This is a genomic window from Nocardioides flavescens, assembly GCF_009823805.1.
In the GTDB taxonomy this organism is placed as follows: domain Bacteria; phylum Actinomycetota; class Actinomycetes; order Propionibacteriales; family Nocardioidaceae; genus Nocardioides; species Nocardioides flavescens.
Genome location: NZ_WUEK01000002.1, coordinates 219,328 through 245,541, shown reverse-complemented (window position 1 = coordinate 245,541; position 26,214 = coordinate 219,328). Strand labels below are relative to the sequence as shown.

The following is a 26,214-nucleotide window of genomic DNA, read 5'->3' as shown; positions in this document are numbered from 1 at the left end:
GGCCCCCGCACGGCTACGGTCCGCGCATGCACACCCGGCGACGTACCGTCGCGACCCTCGCCGCGGCGGCCACCGCCGCCTCCCTCGCTCTCGTCACGGCCGGTTCGGTCACGTCCCCGGCCCACGCCGACGCCCGCACGACCCGGCTGATCTCCGACCCGTCCCTCAGCGCCGACGTCTCGTTCGCAGGGGCTGGCGGCTCGTCCGTCTACTACCAGGTGCCCGGCACGGAGCCCGCGCTCTACCGCAACCTCTCCGGCAAGATCTCGCAGGTCGTGGCCGCCGACGTCGATGTCGAAGCCGTGTCGCGCGACGGTTCCCGAGTGCTCGTGCGGACGGCAGACCGGTTGCTGCCGACCGACGAGGACGACGCTCAAGACCTCTATCTGCTCGATGCCTCGACGAGCCCGGCGACCCGCACACTGGTGAGCAGCGCCGGAGGGAACAGCACGGCTTCCTTCGGTGCGGCCAGCCCCGACCTCGATCGTGTGGTCTACCAGGCTGACGCCACCTACGTCGCCGACGGCGCGGCCACGCCGCAGCGACTGGGAGGGCCAGGCAGCCAGTTCAATGCCGCCTCCCCCGACGCACAGGCGGTTGCCTACTCCTACGACGGTCAGGTCCAGCGCGTCATCGGCAGTCCCACCAACCCACCGACACCGATCCAGGCGACGTTCGTGCAGGCTCTCTCGTCCGACGGACTGAGCGGCATCACCTCGTCGACACAGGGCGTCGGCGCCTTCTCCTCCCCCGCGACGACCACGACCACCGTCACTCCGACGATCGTCGCCACCGGTGTCGAGTTCCTGGGCGCGAGCTCCGACCTCCGGAGCGTCTACGTCGTGGACGAGGGGCAGAACGTCCGGCGGGTCGACGTGAACGGCGCGACCACCTCGACGTTGCTGGTTCCCGGGTCGAGCAACCAGGAGCTGCAGTTCAACGCCGCAACGGCCGACCGTGGGATGGTCTACACCGTCACCTCCGCCTCGGGCGTCGGACTCTTCCGCGTCAGCGGCAGCGCTGTCGTCTCGGACCTCGGCGCGGGCCTCGGCGGCACCCCTCGGTTCGGGACCCTGACGAGCGCCGGGAGCGTGCTGTTCGACGTCCAGGGCGCCGACCTCGCCGAGCTCGGGGTGTACAGCGTCGACGCCAACGGCATCCGAGACCAGATCGCCGCCGCAGCCGCGTACGCCGGCAGCACGGCGGACGCAGCCACAGTCTGGTACGTCGCCGGCGAGACCGAACGACTGTTCGCGTCGACGGCATCCCCCAGCACGGCGCCCGCCCCCGGCACCCCCGCCACCGCGACACCCACGCCGACCACGACCACCACCACCACCACCACGCCCCCGACCGCCGAGGTCGAGGGCAAGAAGGTCCAGCAGAACGACGGCCGCATCGAGGTCGGCGTGACCTGCACGGCGGCGGTGCCGTGCCGGGTCACCGGCAGCGGCACGATCGCCGTGACGGTCCCGACGGCCCGCGGCCGCAAGAAGTACACGGTCAAGGCCCCGACCTCGGTCGTCGCCCCGGGCCAGGACCGCGTCATCGCGTTCAAGGTCCGCAAGAAGGTGAAGAAGGCGGCCGCGAAGTCGCTGAAGAACGGCGGCAAGGTCAAGGCCACGCTGCTGCTGACCGTCGCCGACGCGTCGGGGAACGATCGCGTGATCGCGTTCAAGGTGCGCCTGAAGTAGCCCGTCCGACCTAGGTGGGAGCAGCCGTGACGGGCCATGGCCCGTCGCGGCTGCGGCGTTCTACGGTCCGCCCATGGACTCCCGGCGACGCACCGTCGCAGCCCTCGCAGCCGCGGCCACCGCCGCCTCCCTCGCGCTCGTCACGACCGCGCCGGCGCACGCCGAGACCCGCACGACGCGGCTGATCTCGACGACGACCGCAACCGGGCAGAACGCCTACTTCGAGGGCGGCGGCGGATCGTCGGTCTGGTTCAGCGACCCTGGTGGCCTCTGGCGCAACGTCAACGGCGCGGTGTCGTCCGTGACCACTGCAGACGTCGACGTCGAGCAGGTCTCCTCCGACGGCACCCGTGCCGTGGTGCGGACCGACAAGCCCCTCATCGCGGGCGACGGCGACGCGTCGTTCGACCTCTACCTCCTCGACGCCGGCACCGTCCCGGCCAGCGTCACCCTGATCAGCACCGCCGGGAGCGCCGGTGACGTGTCGCTGGGAGCGGCCAGCCCCGACCTGAGCCGCATCGTCTACCAGGGCACGAGTGCGTACGTCGTCGCGAACGGCAGCGCCACGATCCTCGGCGGTGCCGGCAGCGACTTCCAGCTGGCGTCGCGAGATGCCACCGCCGTCGTCTACACCTACAACGGCTCCCAACGGCGCGACATCGGCGGCCAGACCACCGACGTGGGGACCACGCCCGCCGTCGCGATCTCCGACGACGGCCTGACGGGCTACGTCTCGAACGGCGGCATCATCCGGCGCTTCACGGCGCCGGCCTCGGCCGCATCGGCAACCTTCACCACGATCAGCGGCAACGGCTCGTACAACGGGTCCACCCCGGACGGGCAGAGCGTCTTCGTCGCCACCCCCGACAAGCTGGTCAGCGCCGACACCGACACAGGCACCGACGTCTACCGCTTCGACGTCGGCTCCGCCGTGCCCGTCCTGATGACCGGCGCCGCCGTGACCACCGACGTGGCCACGGAGGCGATCACCCCGAGCCGGAGCCTGGTCTTTACCGACGGCTCCGGCCCGGCTCGGCGGCTGCTGCGCAGCGACGCCACCGGGGTCGCCCGCGACCTGGGCACCGGCGTGCCGGGACAGCCCGTCTTCGCGGCGGTGACGACCACGGGGGCCGTCGTGCTCACCGGCTACGATACCAACGAGCTCAGCACCGGCACCTACCTCGTCGACGCCGCAGGCGCCCTCACCCAGCTCTCGACCGGGGGCTACTTCGCCGGCAGCAGCCCCGACGGCAGCAAGGTCTGGTACTTCACGGCCCCGAGCCCCTACCGCGTCTACGAGTCGGCCGTCCCGGTCAGCCCGCCGTCGCCACCCGCCGACACGACCACCCCCACCGCGAGCGCGAAGGCGAAGAAGCGGCAGGAGAACGACGGCCGCATCGAGGTGCAGGTCACCTGCACCGGCACCGAGGCGTGCCGGGTGACTGGCGCCGGCACCCTGTCGGTGACCGTGCCCGCGACCCGCGGGAAGAGGAAGTTCGCGCTCACCGCCCCGCTCACGCTCCTCTCCCCCGGGCAGAAGGCGGTCGTCGCCTTCAAGGTCAGGAAGAAGGCGAAGAAGGCGGCCGCGCTCGCCCTGCGTCGCGGCGGCCGCGCCCAGGCGGTGCTGCGCATCGCTGTCGCCGACACCAGCGGCAACACCCGCGCCCTCCCGGTCAAGGTACGCCTGCGCTAGCCAGCAGGGCGAGTGCTCAGCCCCGGCGTCGCGCCAGCAGGGTCGAGTCGCGCACGTCGTGGCTGACGCCGTCGCGTACGGCGACCCGCGGGCGCTGCTCCACCACGAGCGCCTCGAAGTCCTCGGGGAGCGCGTCGAGCAGGTCGGCGGCCTCCCACATCGCGCGCCGGTGGCTGTCGGTCAGCTGGGTGTGGTGCGCGGAGGGCTCGTGGCCGACGACGAGCAGGTGGCCGCCCGGCGCGACCGCCGTCGCGAGGCGACGGGTGACGTCGACGATCGAACCGTCCGGCGGGTGCAGGAAGTGCGTGGTGACGAGGTCCCAGGTGCGGCCCGCGGGGTCGAAGGTGCGGGCGTCGACCTGCCACCAGTCGGTGCGGTCGGCGACCCCGGCCTGATCCGCGTGGCCCGCCGCCCGCGCCAGCCCGTTGGCCGAGAAGTCGGCGCCGGTCACCCGCCAGCCCTGGCGGGCCAGCCACACGACGTCGCCTCCCTCACCGCAGCCGACGTCCAGCGCCGTGCCGGGCGTCAGCGCGGAGACCTCGGCGACCAGCTGGGCGTTGGGCTCACCGCTCCAGACGGTCCCGTCGCCGGCGTAGCGGTCCTCCCACCCCGCCGGCTCGAAGTAGTCGTCTGCGGTCGGGGCGTGGCTGTGCTCATCGATGTGGTCGTCGCTGTGTTCGTGGTCGGTCACGGGACCAGCCTGCGACCCCCCTCGCCGATCCGACAAGTTCCGTTGCCGTTCCGGCAAACGTGCGTGCGAGACTCCACGGATGAGCGCCGACGACGAGGTCCTCGAGGCCGTGGGTCCCCGGCTGCGGTCGCTGCGCGTCGAGCGCGGCGCGACCCTGGCCCAGCTGGCGGAGACGACCGGGATCTCGGTCAGCACCCTCTCGCGTCTGGAGTCCGGCGGACGCCGGCCCACGCTCGAGCTGCTGCTGCCGCTGGCCCGCGCCCACCAGGTGCCGCTCGACGAGCTCGTCGGCGCTCCCGAGACCGGCGACCCGCGGGTGCGGGCGACGCCGTTCCGCCGGCACGGCCGCACGTTCGTACCGCTCACCCGCCGGCCGGGCGGCGTGCAGGCCTACAAGGTCGTCATCCCACCGCACGACCCGCGCCCGCCGTACGAGCCGCAGTCGCACGAGGGCTACGAGTGGATCTACGTGCTCTCGGGACGCCTCCACCTCGTCCTCGGCGACCGCGAGCTCGACCTCGGCCCCGGCGAGGTGGTGGAGTTCGACACCCGCACCCCGCACGTCGTCGCCAATCCCGGCGACCACCCGGTCGAGATGCTCGGGCTGTTCGGACCGCAGGGCGAGCGGATGCACGTGCGGGCCCGCCCGCGCGCCGCCGACTGACTCACGCCAGGAGCGCACCGACCCGCCGCACGTCCGCCACCGTGTCGCACGAGAGCAGCAGCATCGTGACGCCGCCGGCCTCCCACTGCGCGACCTTGTCGACCACCTCGGCCGCTGTGCCGACGACGTGCAGGTCGTCGACGAGGTCGTCCGGAACCAGCGCGACCGCCTCGTCGCGCCGACCGGCCAGGAACAGCTCCTGCACCCGGTCGGCCAGCTCGCCGTGGCCCATCCGCTCGAAGACCGCCTTGTGGAAGTTGGCCTGCTTGGCCCCCATCCCGCCCATGTAGAGCGCCACCGAGGGCTTGAGCCCGTCGATCGCCCGCCGCCGCGAGGCAACGTCGTCGACGATCTCGAGGTGGCAGGTCGCGGCGATCTCGAAGGTCTCCGGGGTACGCCGAGCGCCGGGTCGTGCGAAACCCTCCGCGAGCCAGGGGGCGTAGAGCCCGGCCGCGCGCGGCGACCAGAACAGCGGCAGCCAGCCGTCGGCGATCTCGGCCGCGAGCGCGACGTTCTTGGGCCCCTCGGCGCCCAGCCAGATCGGCAGGTCGGCGCGGAGCGGGTGGGTGATGGAGCGCAGCGGCTTGCCGAGGCCGACCGAGCCGGGACCGGTGTAGGGCAGGGGGTGGTGCGGGCCGTCGTTGACGACGGGCGCCTCGCGGGCCAGGACCTGGCGGATGATCGAGACCGCCTCGCGGGTGCGCGCGAGCGGCTGGGCGAAGGGCCGGCCGTACCACCCCTCCACCACCTGAGGGCCGCTCACGCCCATGCCCAGCACGACGCGCCCGCCGGTGAGGTGGTCCAGGGTCAGGGCGTGCATCGCGATCGACGTCGGGGTGCGCCCCGAGAGCTGCACGATCGAGGTGCCGAGGCGCACCCGGGAGGTGTCCTTGCCGTGCCACGCGAGCGGCGTGAACGCGTCCGAGCCCCACGCCTCGGCGGTGAAGACGGCGTCGAAGCCCGACTCCTCCGCCGCGGCCACGAGGTCGCCGTGGTGGGTGGGCGGCTGGGCGCCCCAGTAGCCGAGCTGCAGTCCGAGCCTCATGCTCCGCATGATGGCGCAGACGGCGCCCGTCGGGCACCCGTGCCGCGTCCCGGTCGTTGTCCCGGCATGGCCGAGCTCATCCGCACCAACGACATCGCCCTCGTCGCCGTGGTCGAGGCGGTCCTCGCCGACGCCGAGATCCCCTGCCACGTGGCCGACCGCCACGCGAGCGTCATCGACGGCTCGCTGCACGTCATCCGGATGCGCGTGCTGGTCCCCGACGACCGCGAGAGCGAGGCCCGCGAGGTAATCACCGAGGCGGAGCTCGGGGAGTGGCTGCGCCCCGCGCGGGGGTGAGCCGGACCGTTCGCCGTCCGCGAACGCCGCGCGCGCCCGGCGCGTCGCTCGCGCCGGCGGCGTAGATTCCCGTCATGAGCGAGCTCGCCGCGGTGCGTCAGGACCAGACCGAGCGTGTCCCGGAGCCCGCGGTCCGAGAGCCGTTGTGGCGCGACGTCGTCGGCGGCGAGCTGCGCGGAGCCCGCCTCGAGGCGGGCCGGACCCTTGCCGACGTGGCCGGACGGTCCGGGGTGTCGGTGCAGTACCTCTCCGAGGTCGAGCGGGGCCGCAAGGAGCCCTCGTCCGAGGTCCTCCGCGCCGTGGCCGGCGGGCTCGACCTCACCCTGCTCGACCTCACCGTGCGCGTGGCGCGCCGGCTGAGCCGCGAGGCGGCCGGCGTACGCCTCGCGGCCTGACGACCGGGCTGCCCGGGCGCCGGCCGGCGCTGGATAGGCTCGGCCCATGATCGAGCTCCGGACGCCCGCGCAGATCGAGCAGATGCGGCCGGCCGGCCGGTTCGTCGGCGAGGTGCTGACCGCCCTGAAGGAGAAGGCCGACGTCGGCGTCAACCTCCTCGAGCTCGACGCGCTCGCCCACGAGATGATCCGCGAGCGCGGCGCCGAGTCGTGCTACATCGACTACCACCCCAGCTTCGGCGCCTCGCCGTTCGGCAAGGTGCTGTGCACGTCGGTGAACGACGCGGTGCTGCACGGACTCCCCCACGACTACGTCCTCCAGGACGGCGACCTGGTCTCCCTCGACTTCGCCTGCGCGGTCGACGGCTGGGTCGCCGACTCGGCCGTCTCGGTGGTCGTCGGGACCCCGCGGCAGGAGGACCTCGACCTCATCGAGACCACGACCCGTGCGCTCGAGGCCGGCATCCTGCAGGCCCGACCCGGTCGCCGCCTCGGCGACATCTCGGCGGCCATCGGCGAGGTGGCGCGCGCCGCCGGGCTCGGCGTCAACCTGCAGTTCGGCGGTCACGGCGTGGGCCGCACGATGCACGGAGACCCCCACGTCGCCAACGACGGCCGCGCCGGTCGCGGGCTCAAGCTCAAGCCCGGGCTCGTCATCGCGATCGAGCCGTGGTTCCTGCACACCACCGACGAGATCTACACCGACGCCGACGGCTGGACGCTCCGCTCCGCCGACGGCTCGCGCGGCGCCCACGTCGAGCACACCGTCGCGATCACCGCCGACGGCCCGCTCGTGCTCACCGCCCGGGACTGATCTCGACCAGCGCGGCCTGACGGGCGCGCGGCCGATATCTTGCGGCTCGTGCGACGTGGAGTGCTGTGGGCGATGGTGCCGCTCAACCTGCTGCTGCTGGTGTGGGTCTGGATGGGACGGTTCGCGTTCGGGGTGGGCGGCTGGCTGCTCCTCATCCTGCTGCCGGTCGTCGCCGTGCTCGGCATCGGACTGCTCGTCACGAGCATCCTGGCCTTCACCCAGGACGGCCGCGACCCCGACGGGCGCAGGACCCTGACCGGCCTCCAGGTCTGGAGCCAGCTGCTCGTCTGGGTCGGGATGCTCGGCTTCGGGCTCTTCGTCCCGGACTTCGGCGACACCGAGGACAGCGTGCAGTCCTCGCTCACGAAGCTGTTCGGCTACTCCGACGGGCTGATCTCGACCAGCTTCGTCATCGCCCTCGCCTTCGGGCTCCTCACGGTCGTCACCTACCTCGCGCTGCTCGTCGCCCTGATCTCCGCGAACCGCCGCGGGCGTCGCACCGCCGTCGGTGTCGGTGTCGATGTCGGTGGCGCCGCATAGCGTCTGGGGCACCATGCCCGACGCCCGAACCGGTCCTGATCCGACCCCCGCCGAGCGGATGCTCGACGTCCGCACGATCTACCACGAGCCCACCGTCCCCGACTCCTCGCGCGGGGCGCAGGTGCTGACGCGCTGGCCCGACGCCGAGCGGGTCGTCGTCGACTCCCACCAGGCGATCCCGGGGCTCCACGGCAACGCCGGAGCCGTGAAGGACTGGGTCCGCACCAAGCAGACCGTGCTCGTCCTCGGCGAGAAGAAGAGCCTCTCGGCCAGGCCCAACGGCCGCTCGGCCGACTTCATCGGCCCCTCGACGTCCAACGGCTGCGCGATGGCGTGCTCCTACTGCTACGTCCCCCGCCGCAAGGGGTTCGCCAACCCGATCACCGTCTTCACCAACATCGAGCGCATCCTGGGCTACCTCGAGCGCCACGCGCGACGCCAGGGGCCCAAGCCCGCGCCGACGCAGTGCGACCCCGTCGACTGGGTCTACGACCTCGGCGAGAACGGCGACTGCTCGGTCGACGCGCTGGTCAGCGACAACGTGCGCGACCTGGTCGACCTGTTCGGTCGTCTCGACGGGGCCAAGGCGAGCTTCGCGACGAAGTTCGTCAACCGCGACCTGCTGGCCTGGGAACCCCGCGGAGGCACCCGCGTCCGGTTCTCCCTCATGCCCGAGGCGATGGCCAAGGTGCACGACCTGCGCACCTCGCGGATCAGCGAGCGGATCGCCGCGATCGACGACTTCGTCGAGGCCGGCTACGAGGTGCACCTCAACCTCAGCCCGGTGATCCTGCACGAGGACTGGTTGGCCGAGTGGACCGAGCTGCTCGACCAGGTCGCCGACGGCACCTCGGCCCGCAGCCGCGCCCAGCTCGCCGCGGAGATCATCTTCCTCACCCACAACGCCGGCCTGCACGAGGTCAACCTCGGCTGGCACCCGAAGGCCGAGGAGCAGCTGTGGCGCCCCGACCTGCAGGAGGGCAAGCGCAGCCACAGCGGCCAGGACAACGTCCGCTACCGCGCCGCCTGGAAGGGCCGGTGGGTCCAGCAGCTCGTCGACCTGGTCGGCGAGCGGCTCCCCGAGTGCCGGGTGCGCTACGCGTTCTGACCTCGACGATTTTGTGCTGGATCATTGACACAAGCAGGGCAAGGAGTGTTGTGTCAAGGGCGTGACACAAACGCTGCTCGCAGTCGATGCTGAACGACGGGAGTGGCGGCGCGTCCGGGCCGTCCGACTCGCGGGGACCGCCCTGGGCGTCGGGGCCGCGGTGCTCGTCGCCCAGTGGGGGCGCCACGGCACGGGGCTGATGCTCGCCCCGGCCGCCTTCGGCCTCGCCGTGCTGCTCGGGACCGTGGTCAGCGAGACCCTCGCTCGGCCGCCGCACCCGCCCGGGCCACGGTCGGCCTCGCTCACCCCGCGCCGAGTGCGGGACCACCTGCCGTCCACCACGCCCCTGGTCCTCGCCCTCGTGCTGGTGCTCGTCGCGCTGCTGATCGTCACCACCCTGAGCGCGAGTGCGGACGAGTCCGGGGAGTCGCGCCAGCTCGCCTGCACCGACCCCGTCGTCACCCAGACACACGGCCCCTACGCCGGCGCGTTCTACTCGACGCCGCTCGCGCTGGCGCTGCTGCTCGTCCTCGCGGTCGCGGCCCTCGCCGCTCGGGAGGTCGTCCTACGGCCCCGTGGGGTGTCGCACTCCGAGTCCGGCGCCGATGCGCAGCGCCGCGAGTCCGTGGGCGTCGTGGTCGCGGCGACCGGCATCGCGGTCGGCGCGCCACTCGTCGGCGTGCTCCTCACGACGGCCAGCGCTCTCGGCATGGGGAGCGCCGATCCGACGTGCGCACCGGCGTGGTGGGCGCCCACCGGGCTGGCGACCGGCCTCCTGGCCGTCACCGTCGCCTGCGGGGTGTCCCTGCTCCTCGGGCGCCTGATGCTCCTGCCGGGAGGACGGCGGTGAACCTCACCGTCGACCCCGACGACCCCACCCCGCCGTACGAGCAGCTGCGGCGCCAGCTCGTCAGGCTCGTCGAGACAGGAGCCCTGGCACCCGGAGACCGACTGCCCCCGTTGCGTCAGCTCGCCGGCGACCTCGGGCTCGCCGTCGGCACCGTCGCCCGCTCCTACCGCGAGGTCGAGGCCGCCGGGCTCCTCGTCTCCCGCCGAGGAGGGGGCACCAGGGTGGCCGCCGACGTCCGTCCGACACCGGCGCCGCGGCGGCTGCGCGCGCTGGCGGACGGGTTCCGCACCGAGGCACGCCGACTCGGGTTCAGCGACGCCGAGATCCGGGACGCGCTGACCGCAGCGCTGGAGGCCGGCTGACGGACTCAGCCTGCCTCAGCCGCGCGTCGTGTCGTACTGGCCACGGAAGAAGAGCAGCGGGTGGTCGGGGCCACCCTCGTCGGGCGTGCCCAGGTCGAGCACGCGGCCGATGACGACGTCGTGGTCGCCGGCCTCGTGGACGGTCTGCACGCGGCAGTCGACGTAGCCGAGGGTGCCGTCCAGCAGCGGCGAGCCCGTCGCCGGCGCCGGTCGCCACCCCACCCCGGCGAACTTGTCCTCGCCGCGACTCGCCATCTGGTTGGAGAGCGCCTGCTGGCCGTCGGCGAGGAAGTTGACGCAGAAGGACCCGGCGCGCCGGATCGCGGGCCAGGCCCGCGAGGCGCGCGACGGCACGAAGAGCACCAGCGGCGGGTCGAGCGAGACCGACGAGAACGACTGGCACGTCAGGCCGACCGGTGTGCCGTCGTCCACGGCCGTGACGACCGTGACCCCCGAGGCGAACCGACCGAGCACGTCGCGGAAGTGGCGTGCGGCGTGCACCGCGGCCGGGTCGTCCGCGTCGACGACGATCGACTCACCCGGGCGGAACTGGAGGTCGTACATCGAGTCCCCGAGGGACGGGTCGCCGAGCCAGTCCTCCAGCAGCTCGCTGCACGGCCACGGCTCGCGTGCGTCGACGTCGCTCACCCCTCCACCGTAGGCGCTCATGCCGGCGGTCGCCGCGCGACGACGTAGAGACGCTGGGTCGTCTCGCCCCGCGAGGCGACCGGGCCGCGGACGTACCACTCCACGTCGACCAGACCCGCGGCCTCGACGAGGGCGACGACCTGCGCCCGGTCGTGCAGCACGAAGTCGAGGTCGACGGGGACGTCGAACCACGCGTCCAGGTGCCGTACGGCGTCACCGGTGTGCATCGCGAGCACCAGCAGGCCGCCCGGGAGCAGCGGGCGGGTCAGCGCGCCGATCGCGTCGGGCAGCTCCGAGGCGGCGGAGTGGATGAGGGAGTACCACGCCAGGACCGCCGACCACCCGGGCGCGGAGGTCGGGCGCATCAGCCGGCGCAGGTCGCCGGTCTCGTAGACGCCGTCGGGGTAGCGCGAGCGTGCCTGCTCGACCATGCCCGGTGACAGGTCGAGACCGGTGGCGTCGGCGCCCGCCTCGGCGAGGTGAGCGGTCACGTGGCCGGGACCGCACCCGACCTCCACGACGGGCCCGCCGTCGGCGTCGGCCGCGACCCGGTCGAGGAGCCAGCGCTCGAACGGCAGCGCGGGCAGCTCCCCCGTCAGCGCCTCGGCGTAGGCCGCCGCGATCGCGTCGTAGGACGCGCGCACCTTGGCGTCACGGGCCTCGGCGCCGCCGGCGATCACGGTGTCGCGGTCGACCGTCGGCGCGGCCGAGGCCGTTTCGGGCGCTGCTGCGGCCGGGTCGCCGAGCAGGTGGACCCAGCGCACGTCCTGTCGGCCGCTCGGGCGCGGCAGCTCACGCACCCACGGCTCGGGCCGGCTCGCCATCTCGCGCAGGTGCTGCTCGACCTGGCCGCGGTCGTCGAACGGGTAGAGCCGGTCGGTGCGCGTGCGGAGCTCTCCGGCCGACTGCGGGCCGCGCAGCAGCAGCACCGTGAGCAGCGCCCGCTCCGCGGCGGAGTAGTCGAGCACCTCGTCGAGCAGCTGGTGGTGCTTGAGGGTGCGCCGCCCGGTGTCGGCCCACACCACGCGCGTCAGCCCCTTCTCCTTCAGCCGCTTGAGGACCGCCTCGACCAGCGGCTCGTCGTAGTCGACGACGGGTTCACGGCTGCTGGACTGGTTGCAGCCGGTGCGGACCGCCGCCGGCGTCATGGGGTAGCTCGCAGGCACGGTCACCTGCTTCTCGAGGAGCACGCCGAGCACCCGCTGCTCCTCGGCGTCCAGCACGGGGAGGGTCACGGTGACAACCTAGAACAGGCGCCGCACGGCCGCCTCCCACCACGACACCGGCCGAGACGCGGACGACCTTCCGTGTCGCCCGCACCCCCGGGGTCTGAGGAGCGGACGGGTCGCTGCATCCCGGCCGGCGTCGCGGTGGGAGGTGGTGGTCAGGCGGCGACGGTGGTCTCGAGGTCCAGGTCCAGGTCCAGGCCCCGACCGAAGTCGAGCGCGAGGTCCAGGTCGAGGTCGATGTCCAGGTCGAGGTCGGGCTCGGTGACGACGACGGGCAGGCGAGCGGCCTGGCGCAGCGCGCGCCGCCGGAAGAACGCGCGACCCCACTCGGTGACCAGCGTCTTGAGCACGCGGAGGCCGTCGGTCACGGCGTGCAGGTTGGACTCCCCGAAGAGTCGGGCGTTCTCCACCGAGGCGACCTCGGTGATGCGGACGCCTGCTGCGGCGAAGCGGCAGTTGATGAGGGTCTCGATCTCGAAGCCGTCACCCCAGACCATCCGCCCGTTCGCGGCCGGCGGCGTGGTGTGGTCGGGCAGGTCGAGCAGCGGGATCAGGTCGGCCCAGAAGGCGTTGTAGCCGTAGCAGAGGTCGGTGTAGCGGGTGCGGAACCCGAGGTTGAACAGGGCGTTGAGGGCTCGGTTGCCGCCGCTGCGGACCGGGGTGATGTCGGCGGACCCGCCGCCCGCGGCGTAGCGGGAGCCCTTGGCGAAGTCGGCGCCGGCGGTGAGCGCCTCGACGAAGCGGGTGATCTCGGCCGGGTCGGCGGAGCCGTCGGCGTCGAACATCACCACGACGTCGCCGGTCACGCGGGCGAAGCCGGCGGCCAGGGCGTTGCCCTTGCCGCGCCGGCCCTGGAGCACGGTGACGATGCTCGGCAGTGCACGTCGGGCGGCCTGGACGGTGCCGTCCACCGATCCACCGTCGACCAGGATCACCTCGTGCACCGGCGGCAGCAGCGGCAGCACGGCGGCGAGGTTGAGCGCCTCGTTGAGGGCCGGGACCACGATGCTGACCCGCGGGGTCGTCGTACGGCGACGCAGGGCCGGGGAGGCGTGGAAGGTGGTCACGTGGTGCCTGCTCTCGGGGCGGACCCGGCGGGACCGGGTCGAACGACGAGAACGGTAGGAGCAGTCCGCGATGTGCGCGACCGGTCGCGGAGCGGGCACACCGGGGTAACGGCTCCGCGTTTGCGCAGGTCAGAGCCGTGCGGCCTCCGTCACGCGGGTCGCCGACCCCCGAAATCCGTCTCCCGATCGTGGAGGAGCCCACAGCTTTGTCACCGTGCGGTTGCCTGTGTGGACGAGCGTTGCCCCCGGTGTGGGAGTGTCGCGGCTCCGCGCAGGGTCGGACGAGGTGTCGGGGGACGGCCCGGTCTGGACCGAGCGGACCGCGTCGGCGCAGGTCAGGGCAGGTCAGGCGTTGTGGAGCAGGGCGTCGAGGTGTCGCCGGGAGCGCGCGGCGAACGCCGGGGCGGAGGTCGCGTAGTACTCCGCCCCCGCCAGGGCCGGCAGCATCGCCCAGGCCCGCGCCCGCGCCCAGGTCGCGTCGTCGACGTCGAGGGCGGCGCGGTAGGCCCGCCGCGCCTCGGCGTCGAAGAGCGTCCACGCCGGGACGACGTCCGGCGCGGGGTCGGCCACCGCGAGGAAGCCGAAGTCGATGACCGCGCTCAGCCGCCCGTCGCGCACCAGCAGGTTGCCGTCGAGCAGGTCACCGTGGATCCACACCGGCTCACCCGTCCACGGTCCGGCCTCGAGGGCCTCCGCCCAGACGCGCCGAGCGCGCACCGGGTCGACGGTGCCGGCGAGCGCGTCGATCTCGTCGGCGACCTCGCGGGTCGACGCCGCGTCGTCGGGCAGCGGCGCGCCCCGTGACCACGGGCCGCGGGGCGCCGGACCGCCGCTCGGGTCGACCGCGCGCAGGGCCAGCACGAACGCCGCGAGGTCCTCGGCGAGCTGGCGGCGGTCGACGCGGCCGGCCACCCCCGCCGCGTCGAGGGGTTCGCCCTCCAGCCACGGCACCACCGACCACGCGAACGGCAGCTCGTCGGTGGGCTCGCCGAGCGCCACCGGCACGGGCACCTCGACGGGCACGACTCCGGCCAGGCCCGCCGCGATCCGCGGCAGCCACGCCGCGTCGGTGAGCGCCTGACCCGCACTGCCGGCGTACACCGGGACGCGGACGAGCAGCTCGTCGCCGAGCCGGAACAGCCGGTGGTCCGTGCCGTACGCCGCCACGGGGGTCAGCGGCAGCGACGACCACGCGGGGAGCTGCGCGTCGACGAGGCGTCGCACGAGCGCCGCGTCGGCGTCGACCTGGCCCTCGTGCAGCTGCGCGCCGCTCACCGGCCGCTCACAGCCAGCGTCCCGCTCGCCGGGTGTGGGCGGCCTTCTTGGACGAGTCCATGCGGTCGTAGAGGTTGACGATCATCTGCGAGCGCGGGTTGGTCGCGAACACGTCGTGGTGGTCGCGCACGAACGTCCAGTAGAGCGCGTCCCAGTCGTCGGTCCACTCCCCCGACGGCAGGTCGCTCATCTTCCTGAGGTAGTTGGAGCCGGAGACGTAGGGCTTGGTCGTCACCATCGCGCCGGCGGCGAACTGGCTCATGGCGTAGACGTTGGGCACCATCACCCAGTCGTAGGCGTCGACGAACATCTCCATGAACCACTCGTAGGCCGCGTCCGGGTCGGTGCGCAGCAGGCACATCGCGTTGCCGAAGACCATGAGCCGCTCGATGTGGTGCGCCCATCCGCGCTCGAGGACCCGCTCGAGGACGAGGTCGACGGGTCCGAGCCCGGTCTCGCCGGTCCACCAGCCCTCGTCGAGCGCCCGCGTGTGGCCGAGGTGGTTGCGGGTGCGCATCCGGCGGCCGTAGACGACGTAGGTCGCCCGCATGTACTCCCGCCAGCCGATCACCTGGCGCACGAACCCCTCCAGCGAGGCGATCGGCACGCCGTCGACCTCCAGCGCCCGCTGCAGCACGTCGTGCGGGTCGAGCAGCCCGTTGTTGAGCGAGGGGCTCATCACCGAGTGGAAGAGGAACGGGTGCTCGCGGCTGACGGCGTCCTCGTAGGGCCCGAACTGGTCGAACCGCTCGGCCAGGAACTCGCCGTAGGCGTCCTCGGCCTCCTCGTGGCTCGTCGGCCACGCGAACGACTCGGCGTCGCCGGGGGCGTCGGGGAACCGGTCGCGCACCCACGCGATGGCGGCGTCGACCTCCGGGTGCCGCTCGGGCCAGCCGACGTCGGGGACCGGGTGCCCCTTGGGCAGCTTCTTGCGGTTGTCCTCGTCGAAGGACCAGCGCCCGCCGACCGGCTGGTCACCCGACGAGCCCTCGACCAGCACGCCGAGCCGCTCGCGCTGGAAGGTGTAGAAGTGCTGCATCCGCGGGGCGCGCTTGCCGGAGCCGTCCCCGAAGTGCGAGCGCAGGGTCGGCCGGTCGGTCAGGAACGCCGGGGTCTCGAGCCACTCGGTGACGACCTCGGCGAGCTCCCGCTCGAGCCAGTCGTCGACGACGTCGTACGCCGAGACCTCGGCGGCGCCGAGCCGCTCCAGCACCTTCGCGAGCGCCGCCCGGCTCGTGGTGCGCCCGTCGGAGTCGACCTGCTCCACGTCGTAGCCGGCCTCGCGCAGCCGGTCCGCGAAACGGCGCATCGACGCGCGGTGCAGGACCAGCTTCTGCGCGTGGAAGCGGTACTGGCGGAAGAACAGGTCGTGCTCGACCAGCACGAACGTCGTGCCCTCGGGCGCGTCGAGGTGCTGACGGAACAGCTGGTGCGGCATCACGAGCCGGACCGGACGGGCAGCGCGGGCGGCTCGGGTCACGGGCAGGCGGTACCCCTGCGCACCCGCGACGGCCAGACTGGGGCGATGAGCGAACTCGACGGCTGGACCCGGGGCGAGCACACCGCGGGCGGCACCACCCACACGACGTACCGCCGCGGGACCGGGCCGGGGGTCGTGGTCATCTCCGAGATCCCGGGCATCACGCCGAAGGTCCTCGCCTTCGCAGAGGAGGTCGTCGGCCTCGGGTGCACCGTGGTGCTGCCGCACCTGTTCGGCGAGGTGCCGAGCTCGTCGTCACCGCTCGCCGCGCTCGCCACGATGCGCGAGGTCTGCGTCAACCGGGAGTTCGTCAAGCTGAAGGCGGGCCGTACCTCTCCCGTGGCCGACTGGCTGCGCGACCTGGCCCGCACGCTCCACGACGAGGTCGGCGGGCCGGGCGTCGGCGCCGTGGGGATGTGCTTCACCGGCGGCTTCGCACTGGCCATGATGGTCGACGAGTCCGTCGTGGCCCCCGTGCTGGCCCAGCCCTCGCTGCCGTTCCCGGTCGGTCGCGAACGTGCCGCCGACCTCGGTCTCTCCCCGGCGGACCTCGCCGCGGTCAAGGAGCGGGCCGCCGCCGGCTGCCAGGTGCTGGGGCTGCGCTACGACCGCGACGTCGCCGTCGGCACTCGCTTCGAGACGCTCACCCGCGAGCTGGGCGATGCGTTCATCCGCGTCGAGTTCCCCGGCCGCAAGCACTCCACGCTCACCGAGCACCGCCAGCAGGAGGGGGTCGACCGGGTGCTGGAGTTCTTCCGTGAGCGGCTGATCGACCCTCCGGCCGGTGGTTGAGGAGGCCGGCTACGGCCGTCTCGAAACCACCCTTCACCGCGGGACGTGGTTTCGAGACAGGACTTCGTCCTTCCTCAACCACCGACGCCAAGTGACCGGCGGGTAACGTCGAGGTGTGCACCTCGGACCGTCCTTCCGCACCCGGGCCCTCGTCTACGCCGCACTGACCGCCAACGCGGTCCGACCGCTGCCCGGGTTCCGCACCGGGGTGGCGTCGTTCTTCGCCGGGTGGGTGACCGGCGAGCTCGCGCCGCACCTGCTCGCGGTGACCGCCGGCGACGCCGCCGCCCACCTGACCGAGCGGCGCCGCGACCCCGTCGGCCTGGCCCTGTCCGCTGTGGCCGCGGCCGGCCTCGTGCACCTGGTGCAGCAGGCCCGCCGCGACCAGCAGGTCGCCGAGGACGCGCTCACCGAGGGGCTCGGGGCCGACTACGCCGAGCAGCTCGACGCGCTCCCGACGCCCGCCGACCTGCGCGTGCCATGGCGCTCGCTGGTCAACCCGTTCCGGACGCTGCGGCGCACCCCCGTCGGTGTGGTCGTCGAGCGCGGCATCGCGTTCGGCGAGGCCGGCTCGCGCAACCACCTCGACATCTACCGACCGGACCCCGCCGAGAGGCGGGCCGGCGCCCACGGCCCCGCGCCGGTGCTCGTGCAGGTGCACGGCGGGGCTTGGATCTACGGGCGCAAGGACCAGCAGGGCATCCCGCTCATGCACCACCTGGCGAGCAAGGGGTGGGTCTGCGTCGCGATCAACTACCGCCTCGCGCCCCGCGACCCCTGGCCGGCGCAGGTCGTCGACGTCAAGCGGGCGCTGGCCTGGGTGCGCGAGCACATCGCCGACTACGGCGGCGACCCGTCGTACGTCGCGATCACCGGCGGCTCGGCCGGCGGCCACCTCACCTCCCTGGCCGCCCTCACGGCCGGTGACCCGGCGTACCAGCCCGGATTCGAGCACGCCGACACGAGCGTGCAGGTGGCGGTGCCGCACTACGGCGTCTACGACGTGGCGGGCTCGACCGGCACCAAAGCGGCCACCTCGATGCGCGACACGTTCCTCGCCCCGCGGGTGATGCAGACCTCCTGGGCCGAGCACCCGGAGGTCTTCGAGGACGCCAGCCCCATCCTGCGGATCACCGAGGACGCCCCCGACATGTTCGTCATCCACGGCGCCCACGACTCGCTGGTGCCAGTCGACCAGGCCCGTCAGTTCGTCGCGAAGCTGCGCCGCACCTCCCGGGCCACGGTGGTGTACGCCGAGCTCCCCGGCGCCCAGCACGCCTTCGACGTCTTCCCGAGCATCCGCTCGGCCCACGTCGTGCGGGCCATCGACCGCTACCTCCACTGGCACTGGAACAGCTGGCGCGCGGGACGCTCTGCCGTCTGACCGGGACCCGTTCCGGGACGAACGCCCCCTGTGGGCGGGACGCCCCGTCTCTCACGCTGGGGCGCATGACCCCGTTCGTCGGCGCCCCCGAGCTCGCCCCTCGACTCCTGGGCCTCGCGGCCCTCGACACCCCCGGCGGGAGCGATCTCGCCGCGGCGCGGCGCCACGCGCAGCTGCGGGCGGTGGCCAGACGCAGGCGGCGCACGCACCGCCTGCTCACCCGGCGCCTCTGAGGCCGCCCTCCTCTCCTAGGCTCGGCGGGTGACCGACCCGATGGCCGACTCCGAGTCCGACGCCGGCTGGCTCGACCACGCCCTGGGCGCGAAGGGCTTCATGCCCGAGGACGAGGGGATGCTGCTGCACCGGTGGGCCCGCGAGCGACTGCCGCACGGACCGGTGCTCGAGGTCGGGACCTACTGCGGCAAGTCCGCGGTCTACCTCGGCGCCGCCGCGCGCGAGGTGGGCGGCACGGTCTTCACCGTCGACCACCACCGTGGCTCGGAGGAGAACCAGGCCGGCTGGGAGCACCACGACGCCACGCTCGTCGACCCCGAGTCGGGCCTGATGGACACCCTGCCGACGTTCCGCCGCACCATCGAGCACGCCGGACTGGAGGACCAGGTCGTCGCGGTCCTCGGGCGCAGCACGACGGTCAGCGCGCTGTGGCGCACGCCGCTCTCGATGCTCTTCATCGACGGCGGCCACGCCGAGGTGCACGCGCAGGCCGACTACACCGGCTGGGCGCCCTGGCTCGTCGAGGGCGGCGCGCTGGTCATCCACGACGTCTTCCCGGACCCCGCCGACGGCGGTCAGCCGCCCTACCACGTCTTCCTGCGGGCGCTCGAGGGCGGCGCCTTCGAGGAGGTCGAGGCGCTCGGCTCGATGCGCGTCCTACGACGCGCGACCGGTGGCCCCGGCGACGCGCTCGCCTGAGCCCGCGCCGTCCTCCGGTCCGCAGCCGCACCGCAGGGCGAGCTCCTCGGGATGCGGCGCCAGGGAGGTGCCGCGCATGATCCCGGAGCCGGGGGTCGCCTGACCCGCGTGCTCGCCGAGCGCGTCGGCTGCGAGCACGACCGCCGCCGCGGTGTACGTCGTCCGCTCGTCGGGCCAGTGGACGTCGCGCGCCTCGCCGTGCGCGTCCTCGCCGTCGTCGAAGACCCATCCCGTCCAGTAGCCGCCGGTCTCGGCGCGCAGGTGCTGCATCGATGCGAACAGCTCGATCGCGCGGGCGTGGTCGCCGATCGCGTCGAGCGCCAGCACCAGCTCGCAGGTCTCCGCGCCGGTGACCCACGGGTTGGTGTCGACGCAGCGGATGCCCAGACCCGGCACCACGAAGTCGTCCCAGCGCGAGTCCAGCAGCCGCTCCGCCTCCGCGCCGCGGACCGCGCCGCCCAGCACCGGGTAGTACCAGTCCATCGAGTAGGTCGACTTGTCGGCGAACAGGTCGCGGTGGCGCCGCAGCGCGTGACCCAGCCGACCGCCGGCCAGCTCCCAGCCGGGCTGCGGGTCGTCGAGCAGGTCGGCGAGGGCGATCCCCGCGCGCAGCGACTGGTAGATGCTGGAGGAACCGGCCAGCAGGCAGATCGGCTCGGTCGGGGTCCACTGGATCCCGCCGAACGGCTGCTGCTGCGCCACGACCCAGTCGAGCCCGGCCCGCACGGAGGGCCAGTGCTGCTCGACGAAGGCGCGGTCGCGGCGTACGAGCCAGTGGTGCCAGAGCCCCACCGCGAAGTAGGCGGACATGTTGACCTCGCCGCGCTCGTCCTCGGCGACGCCGGCGACGATCTTCATCGGCCACGACCCGTCGGTGCGCTGCATCGTCGGCACCCAGGCGTAGGCGCGCTCGGCGGCCTCCACCTCGCCGCCGACCAGCATCGCCATCGCGGCCTCGACGTGGTTCCAGATGTCGACGTGCTCGCCGACGGTCCACGGTACGGCGCCGCACGGCTCCTGCATGGCCGCGATCGCCGCGGCGCTCTGCGCGACGTCGTCGGCACTCAGCACGCCGTCGACGGACGGCAGGCTCACGCGTCCTGCTCGAGGGGCTTGCTGAAGTAGAGCACCAGGCTCTTGCCGATGAGCGGGTCGAGCACGGCGCCGGCGAGGCGGAGGAGCCGCGGCTGGCTCATGATCTCCCAGACCAGCAGGCGGTGGTAGGCCTTGGCGAGCGGGTGGTCGTCGTTGGTGACACCGACGGCGCACTTGATCCACCAGTACGGCGTGTGCAGGCCGTGGGCGTAGTCGCGGCCCTCGTAGACCATCGCGTCGCCGGGGGTGCCGTCGTTGAGGCGCCCGGCCTTCGTGACCTTGTCGATCAGCTCGTGGTCGGTGTAGATCCGGATGTGGCCGCCCTCGGCGTGGTGGTAGTCGTCGGAGAGCTTCCAGTTGACGACCTCGGGCAGCCAGCGCGGCACCGAGACGGCGAGGGTGCCGCCGGGGCGCAGCACGCGCACCAGCTCGCGGATCGCGTCGACGTCGGCGTGGATGTGCTCGAGGACCTCGGCGGCGACGATCCGGTCGAACTCGCCGTCGGCGAAGGGCAGCTGCAGGGCGTCGCCCTGCTTGACGTCGGCCTCGGCGCCCGCGGGCACCTCGCCGGCCTGGCGCATGGCGTGGAAGAGGTCGCTCACCCCGGCCAGCTCGTCGGCGTCCATGTCGAAGGCGACGACGTCGGCCCCGCGGCGGTACATCTCGAACGCGTGGCGACCGGCGCCGCAGCCCATGTCGAGCACCCGGTCGCCGGGGCGCAGCCCCAGCTTGTCGAAGTCAACGGTCAGCACGGCTGCTCCTCTTGTCCTGGTCGTACGACGCGACGGCGTCCTCGTAGGCCTCGGCGACCTGCTGGGCGACCGCACGCCAGCTGAACAGCTCCTCGACGCGCGCACGGCCGTTGCGCCCGAGGCGCTCGCGCCGCTCGGGGTCGTCGAGCAGCGAGCCCAGGGCGGTCGCCAGCTCGTCGACGTCGCCGGGCGAAACCACCTCGGCGGCGTACCCGTCGGGGCCGACGACCTCGGGGATGGCGCCGGCGCGCGAGACCACCAGCGGCGTGGCGCAGGCCATCAGCTCGGCGGTGGGGAGCGAGAAGCCCTCGTAGAGGGAGGGGACGCACGCGACCTCGGCGGAGCCCATGAGGGCCACGAGCTCGGCGTCGCTGAGCCCGTGCACGAACCGCACCGACTCGCCGATCGCGAGCCTCTCGATGAGCTGCTCGGTGCGACCGCCCGGCTGGGGCTTCGTCACCAGCAGCAGCTCGAGGTCGCGCTCGGTGCGGAGCTTGGCGAAGGCCTCCAGCAGGGTCGCGATGCCCTTCACCGGCGCGTCGGCGCTCGCCATGGCGAGGATGCGCCCCGGAACCCGCGGCTCGCTCGGGGGCACGAAGCTCTCCTCGACGCCGAGCAGGATGACGCGCATCCGAGCCGGGTCGACGCCGAAGTCGGTCGCGATGTCGCGCTTGGATGCCTCGGAGGGGGTCAGCACGATGCGGGCCCGGCGCGCCACGTGGCGCTGCATCCGCAGGAAGCCGTACCACCGCCGCAGCGTGAACCGGCGCCACCGCGTGGTCGCCTGGGCGAGGTCGATGCGCCGGTCGAAGGTGATCGGGTGGTGGATGGTCGTGACCAGCGGCAGCCCCATCCGCTCGATCTCGAGCATCCCGCGACCGAGCACCTGGTTGTCGTGGACCACGTCGAAGTCGTCGAACCGCTCGCGCAGCACGCGGGCGACCCGGGTGCCGAACGTCTTGGGCTCGGGGAACCCCGCGAGGCACATCGTGAGGAACTCCTCGACGTCCACCAGGTCGCGGAACTCGCGCAGCCTCGGCACGCGGAACGGGTCGGGCTCGCGGTAGAGATCGAGGCTCGGCACCTTCGTGAGCGTCACGCCCTCGTCGAGCTCCGGGTAGGGCTGGCCCGAGAACACCTCGACGGTGTGACCCAGCGCGACGAGCTCGCGGCTGAGGTGGCGGACGTAGACGCCCTGGCCTCCGCAGTGCGGCTTGCTGCGGTAGGACAGCAGTGCGATCCGCATCGGCGCGGGTCCCCTCTCGCGTGGTCGGTCGGGGTGACCCGACAGGAACGTGTTCTATCACGGGCGCGGTCGTTGCTAGCCTCGCCCGCAGGTGTGAAGGGGGGACGCACATGGGCGAGAGCACGTCGACACAGCTCGACCAGCGGCTCGACCGGCGCCGACGCATCCTCGACACCGCGATCTCCCTGGCGACCGACGGCGGGTACGACGCCGTGCAGATGCGCGCGGTCGCCGAGCGGTCCGAGGTCGCCCTCGGCACGCTCTACCGCTACTTCCCGTCCAAGGTGCACCTGCTCGTGGCAGCCATGCAGCGCGAGTTCGAGCGCGCCGAGGCCCGCGTCCGCGCCGCCCCGGTGCCGGGTGGGACCCCCGCGGACCGGGTGCTGCACCTGCTGCGGACGCTGTCGAGGGACCTCCAGGACGACCCGCACCTGACCGAGGCGCTCACCCGCGCCTTCGTCTCGGCCGACGCCTCGGTCGCCGACGACATCGCGACCGTGGAGCGGCTGCTGACCTCGATGCTCACCCACGCCGCCCACGACGCCGCGCCCTCCCCCGACCAGACCACGACCGCCCGCGTGGTGGCCGACGTGTGGCTCGCGGCCCTGATGGGCTGGGTCACCGGACGCACCGGAGCCGCCGAGGCCGACGCGCGCCTCGAGAAGGCCGTGCGGCTGCTGCTCCCCGGACCGGCCTGACCTGCTGCGTCAGCGCCCGCAGACGTGGCGGCGCACCCAGTCGCCGGCGTCGTCCGGCGCGAGCGTGCCGTCGAGCAGCCGGGAGGCGAACAGCACGGCGAGGTCGGTGAGCCGCCCGTCGGGCGTGTCTGCGGCATCGCGGCGCACGTGCACCGAGGCCCAACGGGTGGCGCCGGCCCCGAGCACCGTGACCGAGCGCGCGATGCCCGCGAAGTGGCGCGCCTGCCCGGCCGTGTGGTCGCGCAGCTCCGGCAGGAACCCGCCGCCGCGCAGCCGGTCGCGACCACCGGCGACCAGCGCCGGGAGCACCAGCGGGCCGTGCGCCGGGACGCCCGCCACCCGGCTGCCGAGCGCGGCGAGCAGCTGCCGCGGGGGCAGGTGACTGAGCTCGTCGAGCACGGTCGCGAGCGCCTCGCAGGCGTCCGGGTGGTGCGGCCGGGCCACGCTCAGTCCTGGTGGACCGACGCCGCGGTGCTGCCCCCGAGCTCCATCGCCGGCAGTCCGAGCCGGCGGTGGTCCCACGACCTCGTGCGCTCTACATCGAGGCGCACCGCGACGCGGTTGGCGGCCATCGCCTCGACGAGCGGTCGCAGCGACTCGTCGTAGGGACCTTGGTAGCGCTCGAACAGGTCGACGCAGACCCGCCAGACGACCTCGGGGTCCTCCACGACGACCCCGGTGCCCTCGAGGGCGACCCCGCGCAGCCGGTCGTAGGTGTGCCCGGCCTCGACGAGCAGGCTCATCCGGGGGTCGCGGCGCAGGTTGACGACCTTCTGCGACTTCGCCTTGGTCTCGATCCAGACCCCGCCGTCGAGGGTGGAGTACCACATCGCCACGAGGTGGATCTGACCTCGCGGCCCGTACGTCGCCACGCTGGCCGAGCGCTGCTCGCGCAGGAACACCTCGACCTCGTCGTCGCCCATCACGACCTGTCCACGCTGGTTGGCCACGGCGCGAAACTACCGCGCCAGCACCGTCACCGGTGGTGGAGGAGGCCGGCCACGGCCGTCTCGAAACCACTCCCGACGGCGGGCGTGGTTTCGAGACAGTCGCCAGCGCGACTTCCTCGACCACCGGCGGCTACCCGTCCTCGCTCGAGTGGCCAGGGAACACCTTGGCCGCCGGGTCGATGGCGACGGTGGCGTTGTTGACCGCCGTGGCGGCCTCGCCGAAGCCGACGGCGATGAGCCGGACCTTGCCGGGGTACTCCGTCACGTCGCCGGCGGCGAAGACCCGGGGCAGGCTGGTGCGCATCGAGGAGTCGACGACGACGTGGCGTCGCTGCACCTCGATGCCCCACTGCTGGATCGGGCCCAGGTCGGCGACGAAGCCGAGCGCCGCGACCAGGGCCTGCGCGGGCCGCACGACCCGCTCGCCGTCGACGTCGAGCTCGACCTCCTGCAGGACGCCGTTGCCGGACATGCGGGTGACCTCGGCGCGGGTGATCAGCTCGACGTCGGAGTCGCGGACCTGCTGCACGGTGCGCTCGTGGGCGCGGAACGCGTCGCGGCGGTGGACCAGCGCGATCGAGCGGGCGATCCCGGTCAGGTGGAGCGCCCAGTCGAAGGCGCTGTCGCCGCCGCCGACGATCACGACGTCCTTGCCTGCGTACGGCTCGAAGCTGGGGACGAAGAACTCCATGCCGCGGCCCAGCCAGCCCTCGCCGGCCGGGAGCGGCCGCGGGCTGAACTTCCCGATGCCCGCGGTGACGATCACGGCACCGGCGCGCACGAGCGTGCCGTCGTCGAGGCTCACCTCGACCCCGTCGTCGTGGCTGACCAGGTCGGTGGCGGTGCGCCCCAGCAGGTAGGTGGGCCGGGCGGTCGCGGCCTGCTCGACCAGCCCCTCGACGAGGACACGACCCTTGACCGCGGGGAAGCCGGCCACGTCGAAGATCTGCTTCTCCGGGTACATCGCGGTCACCTGCCCGCCGAGCTCCGGAAGCGAGTCGACCACGGCGACCCGGTGACCGCGGAACCCCGCGTAGTAGGCGGCGTAGAGACCGGTCGGGCCCGCCCCGATGATGAGGACGTCGGTGTCCACGAGCTCGGGAGGCCGGGTCGTCGAGGTGCTCACGGCGCCGATCCTCCTCGCCGCCCTGGCCTGCGTCCAGGCTCGCGGAGCGCCTCCCTCCTAGGATCAGCGCTGTGAGCCAGCCGGGACCGCCTCCAGGTCCGACCCCGGGAGCGGCCGAGCTGTGGGCGTCGTTCCCGCACGACCCGCGGGTGCCGGAGCTGGCGGGGCTGCGCGCCTCCGACGCCGACCGCGACCGCATCCAGCAGGTCGTCAACGACGCCTACGCCGACGGCCGCCTCGACCGGGGGGAGTACGACGAGCGCTCGGCTGCGGTGCTCGGGGCGCGCACGCTGGGCGAGCTGCCGCCGCTCGTGGCCGACCTCGTCGCCGCCGTACCCCCCACCTCCCCCGCCCGACCGGGCACCGCGACCTCCGCCCTCGAGCTCGCCACGCCGGCGCAGCTGCAGCGACGCGCCGAGGAGAAGTGGCGCAGCGACCGCTGGGAGGCCATCAGCGCGTTCGCGACCACGACGGTCATCTGCTGGGCCATCTGGTCCTTCTTCATGTTCGGCGGCTTCCCCTGGCCCCTCTTCCCGACGGGGGCGCTGCTGCTCAACCTCGTCCGCGTCAGCCTGAGCCGCGAGCAGGTGGTCGCCGAGGAGGTCCGCCGCCTGGAGCGCAAGCAGGCGAAGGCGATCGCGAGGGCCCGGGAGCGGGAGCAGCCGGGTGAGTGACCGGGTGAGTGACCGGGTCAGTGATCGGGTGAGAGAGGCCCCGGGGATCCTGCGGGCGGTCCGCCACCACCCCTCGGGCGTGCTGCTCGTCGGTCAGCTGCTGGTGGTGCTGGCCTACCCGTTCCTCGAGAACTCCACCGCCGGTCGCGCGGTGCTCGGGGTCGTGCAGATGGTGGTCGTCCTGGCCGCGGTGGCGGCGGTCCGGCTCACGCCCGCGCTCAGCTGGGTCGCGCTGCTGCTGGGGCTGCCGGCCACGGTCTTCGCCGTCCTGGAGTCGGTCGAGCCGACGACGGAGTGGATCACGCTCGCCTCGGCCTGCGTGCACGCGCCGTTCTACTTCTACGTCTCCTACGCGATGATCCGCTACCTGTTCCACGACGACCGGGTCACCCGCGACGAGCTCTTCGCGACCGGGGCGGCTTTCACGGTGGTGGCCTGGGCGTTCGCCTACGTCTTCGCGGCGGTGCAGGTGCTCTGGCCCGGCTCCTTCGTCGAGAGCGGTCCGCCCCGGGCGTGGTTCGAGCTGCTGTTCCTCTCCTTCACCAACCTCACCAGCGTCGGGCTCTCGGACATCCTGCCGCTCGACTCGCACGCCCGCTCGTTCGTGATGGTCGAGCAGATCGCCGGCGTGCTCTACGTCGCGCTCGTCATCGCCCGCCTCGTCGGCCTGACCGTCGCCCGGAGCACCCCGCGCGCGTGAGCACGCGGACGG

Annotated in this window: 30 protein-coding genes; 17 read left to right on the top strand and 13 right to left on the bottom strand. The window is 73.3% G+C overall.

Annotated features, from left to right (window positions below; all coding sequences use genetic code 11):
- Positions 1 to 26: 26 nt before the first annotated feature.
- Entirely contained in the window at positions 27 to 1,694 is a 1,668-nt protein-coding gene (locus tag GRQ65_RS03890) for a hypothetical protein (protein ID WP_160875343.1), read from the top strand.
- Between the two features lie 73 nt (positions 1,695 to 1,767).
- Positions 1,768 to 3,387, top strand: a complete 1,620-nt coding sequence (locus GRQ65_RS03885) for a hypothetical protein (RefSeq protein ID WP_160875341.1) — start codon at positions 1,768 to 1,770, stop codon at positions 3,385 to 3,387.
- 16 nt (positions 3,388 to 3,403) lie between these two features.
- On the opposite strand, the gene GRQ65_RS03880 is transcribed toward GRQ65_RS03885, so the two are convergent.
- Complete coding sequence (locus GRQ65_RS03880) at positions 3,404 to 4,078, bottom strand: class I SAM-dependent methyltransferase (protein ID WP_337191469.1); 675 nt, start codon at positions 4,076 to 4,078, stop codon at positions 3,404 to 3,406.
- 79 nt (positions 4,079 to 4,157) lie between these two features.
- Between GRQ65_RS03880 and GRQ65_RS03875 the strand changes: the two genes are divergently transcribed.
- A complete protein-coding gene (locus GRQ65_RS03875) occupies positions 4,158 to 4,742 on the top strand; it encodes a helix-turn-helix domain-containing protein (protein WP_160875339.1) in 585 nt (194 codons plus the stop codon).
- A 1-nt stretch (position 4,743) separates the two neighbouring features.
- Here the strand turns inward: GRQ65_RS03875 and GRQ65_RS03870 are convergent, their stop codons facing one another.
- Positions 4,744 to 5,787, bottom strand: coding sequence for an LLM class F420-dependent oxidoreductase (locus tag GRQ65_RS03870; protein WP_160875337.1), 1,044 nt, complete (start codon positions 5,785 to 5,787; stop codon positions 4,744 to 4,746).
- Between the two features lie 66 nt (positions 5,788 to 5,853).
- Here GRQ65_RS03870 and GRQ65_RS03865 point away from each other — a divergent pair, with 66 nt between their 5' ends.
- The 7 genes from GRQ65_RS03865 to GRQ65_RS03835 all read left to right on the top strand — a co-directional run bounded on the left by GRQ65_RS03865 (position 5,854) and on the right by GRQ65_RS03835 (position 10,153).
- Complete coding sequence (locus GRQ65_RS03865; protein ID WP_160875335.1) at positions 5,854 to 6,084, top strand: putative signal transducing protein; 231 nt, start codon at positions 5,854 to 5,856, stop codon at positions 6,082 to 6,084.
- Positions 6,085 to 6,158: 74 nt separating this feature from the next.
- Entirely contained in the window at positions 6,159 to 6,479 is a 321-nt protein-coding gene (locus tag GRQ65_RS03860) for a helix-turn-helix domain-containing protein (protein WP_160875333.1), read from the top strand.
- A gap of 46 nt (positions 6,480 to 6,525) precedes the next feature.
- Positions 6,526 to 7,293 carry a type I methionyl aminopeptidase gene (gene map, locus GRQ65_RS03855; protein WP_160875331.1) on the top strand — a complete coding sequence of 256 codons (768 nt, stop codon included), beginning with the start codon at positions 6,526 to 6,528 and terminating at the stop codon, positions 7,291 to 7,293.
- A gap of 48 nt (positions 7,294 to 7,341) precedes the next feature.
- Positions 7,342 to 7,833, top strand: coding sequence for a hypothetical protein (locus tag GRQ65_RS03850; RefSeq protein ID WP_160875329.1), 492 nt, complete (start codon positions 7,342 to 7,344; stop codon positions 7,831 to 7,833).
- A 13-nt stretch (positions 7,834 to 7,846) separates the two neighbouring features.
- Complete coding sequence (locus GRQ65_RS03845; protein WP_237447652.1) at positions 7,847 to 8,941, top strand: spore photoproduct lyase family protein; 1,095 nt, start codon at positions 7,847 to 7,849, stop codon at positions 8,939 to 8,941.
- Positions 8,942 to 9,002: 61 nt separating this feature from the next.
- Positions 9,003 to 9,791 (top strand): hypothetical protein, encoded by a 789-nt coding sequence (locus GRQ65_RS03840; RefSeq protein WP_160875327.1) that lies wholly within the window; start codon positions 9,003 to 9,005, stop codon positions 9,789 to 9,791.
- Positions 9,788 to 10,153 (top strand): GntR family transcriptional regulator, encoded by a 366-nt coding sequence (locus tag GRQ65_RS03835; RefSeq protein WP_160875325.1) that lies wholly within the window; start codon positions 9,788 to 9,790, stop codon positions 10,151 to 10,153. Before GRQ65_RS03840 ends, GRQ65_RS03835 begins: the two co-directional genes overlap by 4 nt.
- A gap of 15 nt (positions 10,154 to 10,168) precedes the next feature.
- Here the strand turns inward: GRQ65_RS03835 and GRQ65_RS03830 are convergent, their stop codons facing one another.
- The 5 genes from GRQ65_RS03830 to GRQ65_RS03810 form a co-directional block, all read right to left on the bottom strand.
- On the bottom strand, positions 10,169 to 10,801 hold the full coding sequence (locus tag GRQ65_RS03830) for a flavin reductase family protein (protein ID WP_337191468.1): 633 nt from the start codon (positions 10,799 to 10,801) through the stop codon (positions 10,169 to 10,171).
- Positions 10,802 to 10,818: 17 nt separating this feature from the next.
- Entirely contained in the window at positions 10,819 to 12,036 is a 1,218-nt protein-coding gene (locus GRQ65_RS03825; protein WP_337191467.1) for a DUF480 domain-containing protein, read from the bottom strand.
- A gap of 149 nt (positions 12,037 to 12,185) precedes the next feature.
- Positions 12,186 to 13,097 carry a glycosyltransferase gene (locus GRQ65_RS03820; protein ID WP_202387309.1) on the bottom strand — a complete coding sequence of 304 codons (912 nt, stop codon included), beginning with the start codon at positions 13,095 to 13,097 and terminating at the stop codon, positions 12,186 to 12,188.
- A 345-nt stretch (positions 13,098 to 13,442) separates the two neighbouring features.
- Positions 13,443 to 14,372: a phosphotransferase gene (locus tag GRQ65_RS03815; RefSeq protein ID WP_202387307.1), complete on the bottom strand. Its 930-nt coding sequence runs from the start codon at positions 14,370 to 14,372 to the stop codon at positions 13,443 to 13,445.
- Between the two features lie 7 nt (positions 14,373 to 14,379).
- On the bottom strand, positions 14,380 to 15,852 hold the full coding sequence (locus GRQ65_RS03810; protein WP_202387305.1) for a cryptochrome/photolyase family protein: 1,473 nt from the start codon (positions 15,850 to 15,852) through the stop codon (positions 14,380 to 14,382).
- A 45-nt stretch (positions 15,853 to 15,897) separates the two neighbouring features.
- Between GRQ65_RS03810 and GRQ65_RS03805 the strand changes: the two genes are divergently transcribed.
- From GRQ65_RS03805 to GRQ65_RS03790, 4 genes are all read left to right on the top strand, one after another.
- A complete protein-coding gene (locus GRQ65_RS03805) occupies positions 15,898 to 16,644 on the top strand; it encodes a dienelactone hydrolase family protein (protein ID WP_160875323.1) in 747 nt (248 codons plus the stop codon).
- Between the two features lie 115 nt (positions 16,645 to 16,759).
- Positions 16,760 to 18,028: an alpha/beta hydrolase fold domain-containing protein gene (locus GRQ65_RS03800; RefSeq protein ID WP_160875321.1), complete on the top strand. Its 1,269-nt coding sequence runs from the start codon at positions 16,760 to 16,762 to the stop codon at positions 18,026 to 18,028.
- A gap of 65 nt (positions 18,029 to 18,093) precedes the next feature.
- Positions 18,094 to 18,261: a hypothetical protein gene (locus tag GRQ65_RS03795; protein ID WP_160875319.1), complete on the top strand. Its 168-nt coding sequence runs from the start codon at positions 18,094 to 18,096 to the stop codon at positions 18,259 to 18,261.
- A gap of 28 nt (positions 18,262 to 18,289) precedes the next feature.
- On the top strand, positions 18,290 to 18,961 hold the full coding sequence (locus GRQ65_RS03790) for a class I SAM-dependent methyltransferase (RefSeq protein WP_337191466.1): 672 nt from the start codon (positions 18,290 to 18,292) through the stop codon (positions 18,959 to 18,961).
- On the opposite strand, the gene GRQ65_RS03785 is transcribed toward GRQ65_RS03790, so the two are convergent.
- The 3 genes from GRQ65_RS03785 to GRQ65_RS03775 are packed head-to-tail and all read right to left on the bottom strand — an operon-like array spanning position 18,920 to position 22,054.
- Positions 18,920 to 20,056: a prenyltransferase/squalene oxidase repeat-containing protein gene (locus tag GRQ65_RS03785; RefSeq protein WP_160875317.1), complete on the bottom strand. Its 1,137-nt coding sequence runs from the start codon at positions 20,054 to 20,056 to the stop codon at positions 18,920 to 18,922. The two genes, GRQ65_RS03790 and GRQ65_RS03785, sit on opposite strands and share 42 nt — an antisense overlap.
- The gene (locus GRQ65_RS03780; RefSeq protein ID WP_160875315.1) at positions 20,053 to 20,808 is read right to left on the bottom strand and encodes a methyltransferase domain-containing protein; all 756 of its coding nucleotides are present in this window, start codon (positions 20,806 to 20,808) and stop codon (positions 20,053 to 20,055) included. Before GRQ65_RS03780 ends, GRQ65_RS03785 begins: the two co-directional genes overlap by 4 nt.
- Entirely contained in the window at positions 20,795 to 22,054 is a 1,260-nt protein-coding gene (locus tag GRQ65_RS03775; RefSeq protein ID WP_160875313.1) for a glycosyltransferase family 4 protein, read from the bottom strand. Before GRQ65_RS03775 ends, GRQ65_RS03780 begins: the two co-directional genes overlap by 14 nt.
- Before the next feature lie 110 nt (positions 22,055 to 22,164).
- Between GRQ65_RS03775 and GRQ65_RS03770 the strand changes: the two genes are divergently transcribed.
- On the top strand, positions 22,165 to 22,752 hold the full coding sequence (locus GRQ65_RS03770) for a TetR family transcriptional regulator (RefSeq protein WP_160875311.1): 588 nt from the start codon (positions 22,165 to 22,167) through the stop codon (positions 22,750 to 22,752).
- Between the two features lie 9 nt (positions 22,753 to 22,761).
- Here GRQ65_RS03770 and GRQ65_RS03765 read toward each other — a convergent pair whose 3' ends face one another.
- The 3 genes from GRQ65_RS03765 to GRQ65_RS03755 form a co-directional block, all read right to left on the bottom strand.
- The gene (locus GRQ65_RS03765) at positions 22,762 to 23,196 is read right to left on the bottom strand and encodes a hypothetical protein (protein WP_160875309.1); all 435 of its coding nucleotides are present in this window, start codon (positions 23,194 to 23,196) and stop codon (positions 22,762 to 22,764) included.
- Between the two features lie 2 nt (positions 23,197 to 23,198).
- Complete coding sequence (locus GRQ65_RS03760; protein WP_337191465.1) at positions 23,199 to 23,702, bottom strand: pyridoxamine 5'-phosphate oxidase family protein; 504 nt, start codon at positions 23,700 to 23,702, stop codon at positions 23,199 to 23,201.
- A 130-nt stretch (positions 23,703 to 23,832) separates the two neighbouring features.
- Entirely contained in the window at positions 23,833 to 24,828 is a 996-nt protein-coding gene (locus GRQ65_RS03755; protein WP_337191464.1) for an NAD(P)/FAD-dependent oxidoreductase, read from the bottom strand.
- A gap of 71 nt (positions 24,829 to 24,899) precedes the next feature.
- On the opposite strand from GRQ65_RS03755, the gene GRQ65_RS03750 reads away from it, so the two are divergent.
- Together GRQ65_RS03750 and GRQ65_RS03745 are read left to right on the top strand one after the other, a co-directional pair.
- On the top strand, positions 24,900 to 25,502 hold the full coding sequence (locus GRQ65_RS03750; protein ID WP_202387303.1) for a DUF1707 domain-containing protein: 603 nt from the start codon (positions 24,900 to 24,902) through the stop codon (positions 25,500 to 25,502).
- 28 nt (positions 25,503 to 25,530) lie between these two features.
- On the top strand, positions 25,531 to 26,202 hold the full coding sequence (locus tag GRQ65_RS03745) for an ion channel (RefSeq protein WP_337191463.1): 672 nt from the start codon (positions 25,531 to 25,533) through the stop codon (positions 26,200 to 26,202).
- The last annotated feature ends 12 nt before the right edge of the window (positions 26,203 to 26,214 follow it).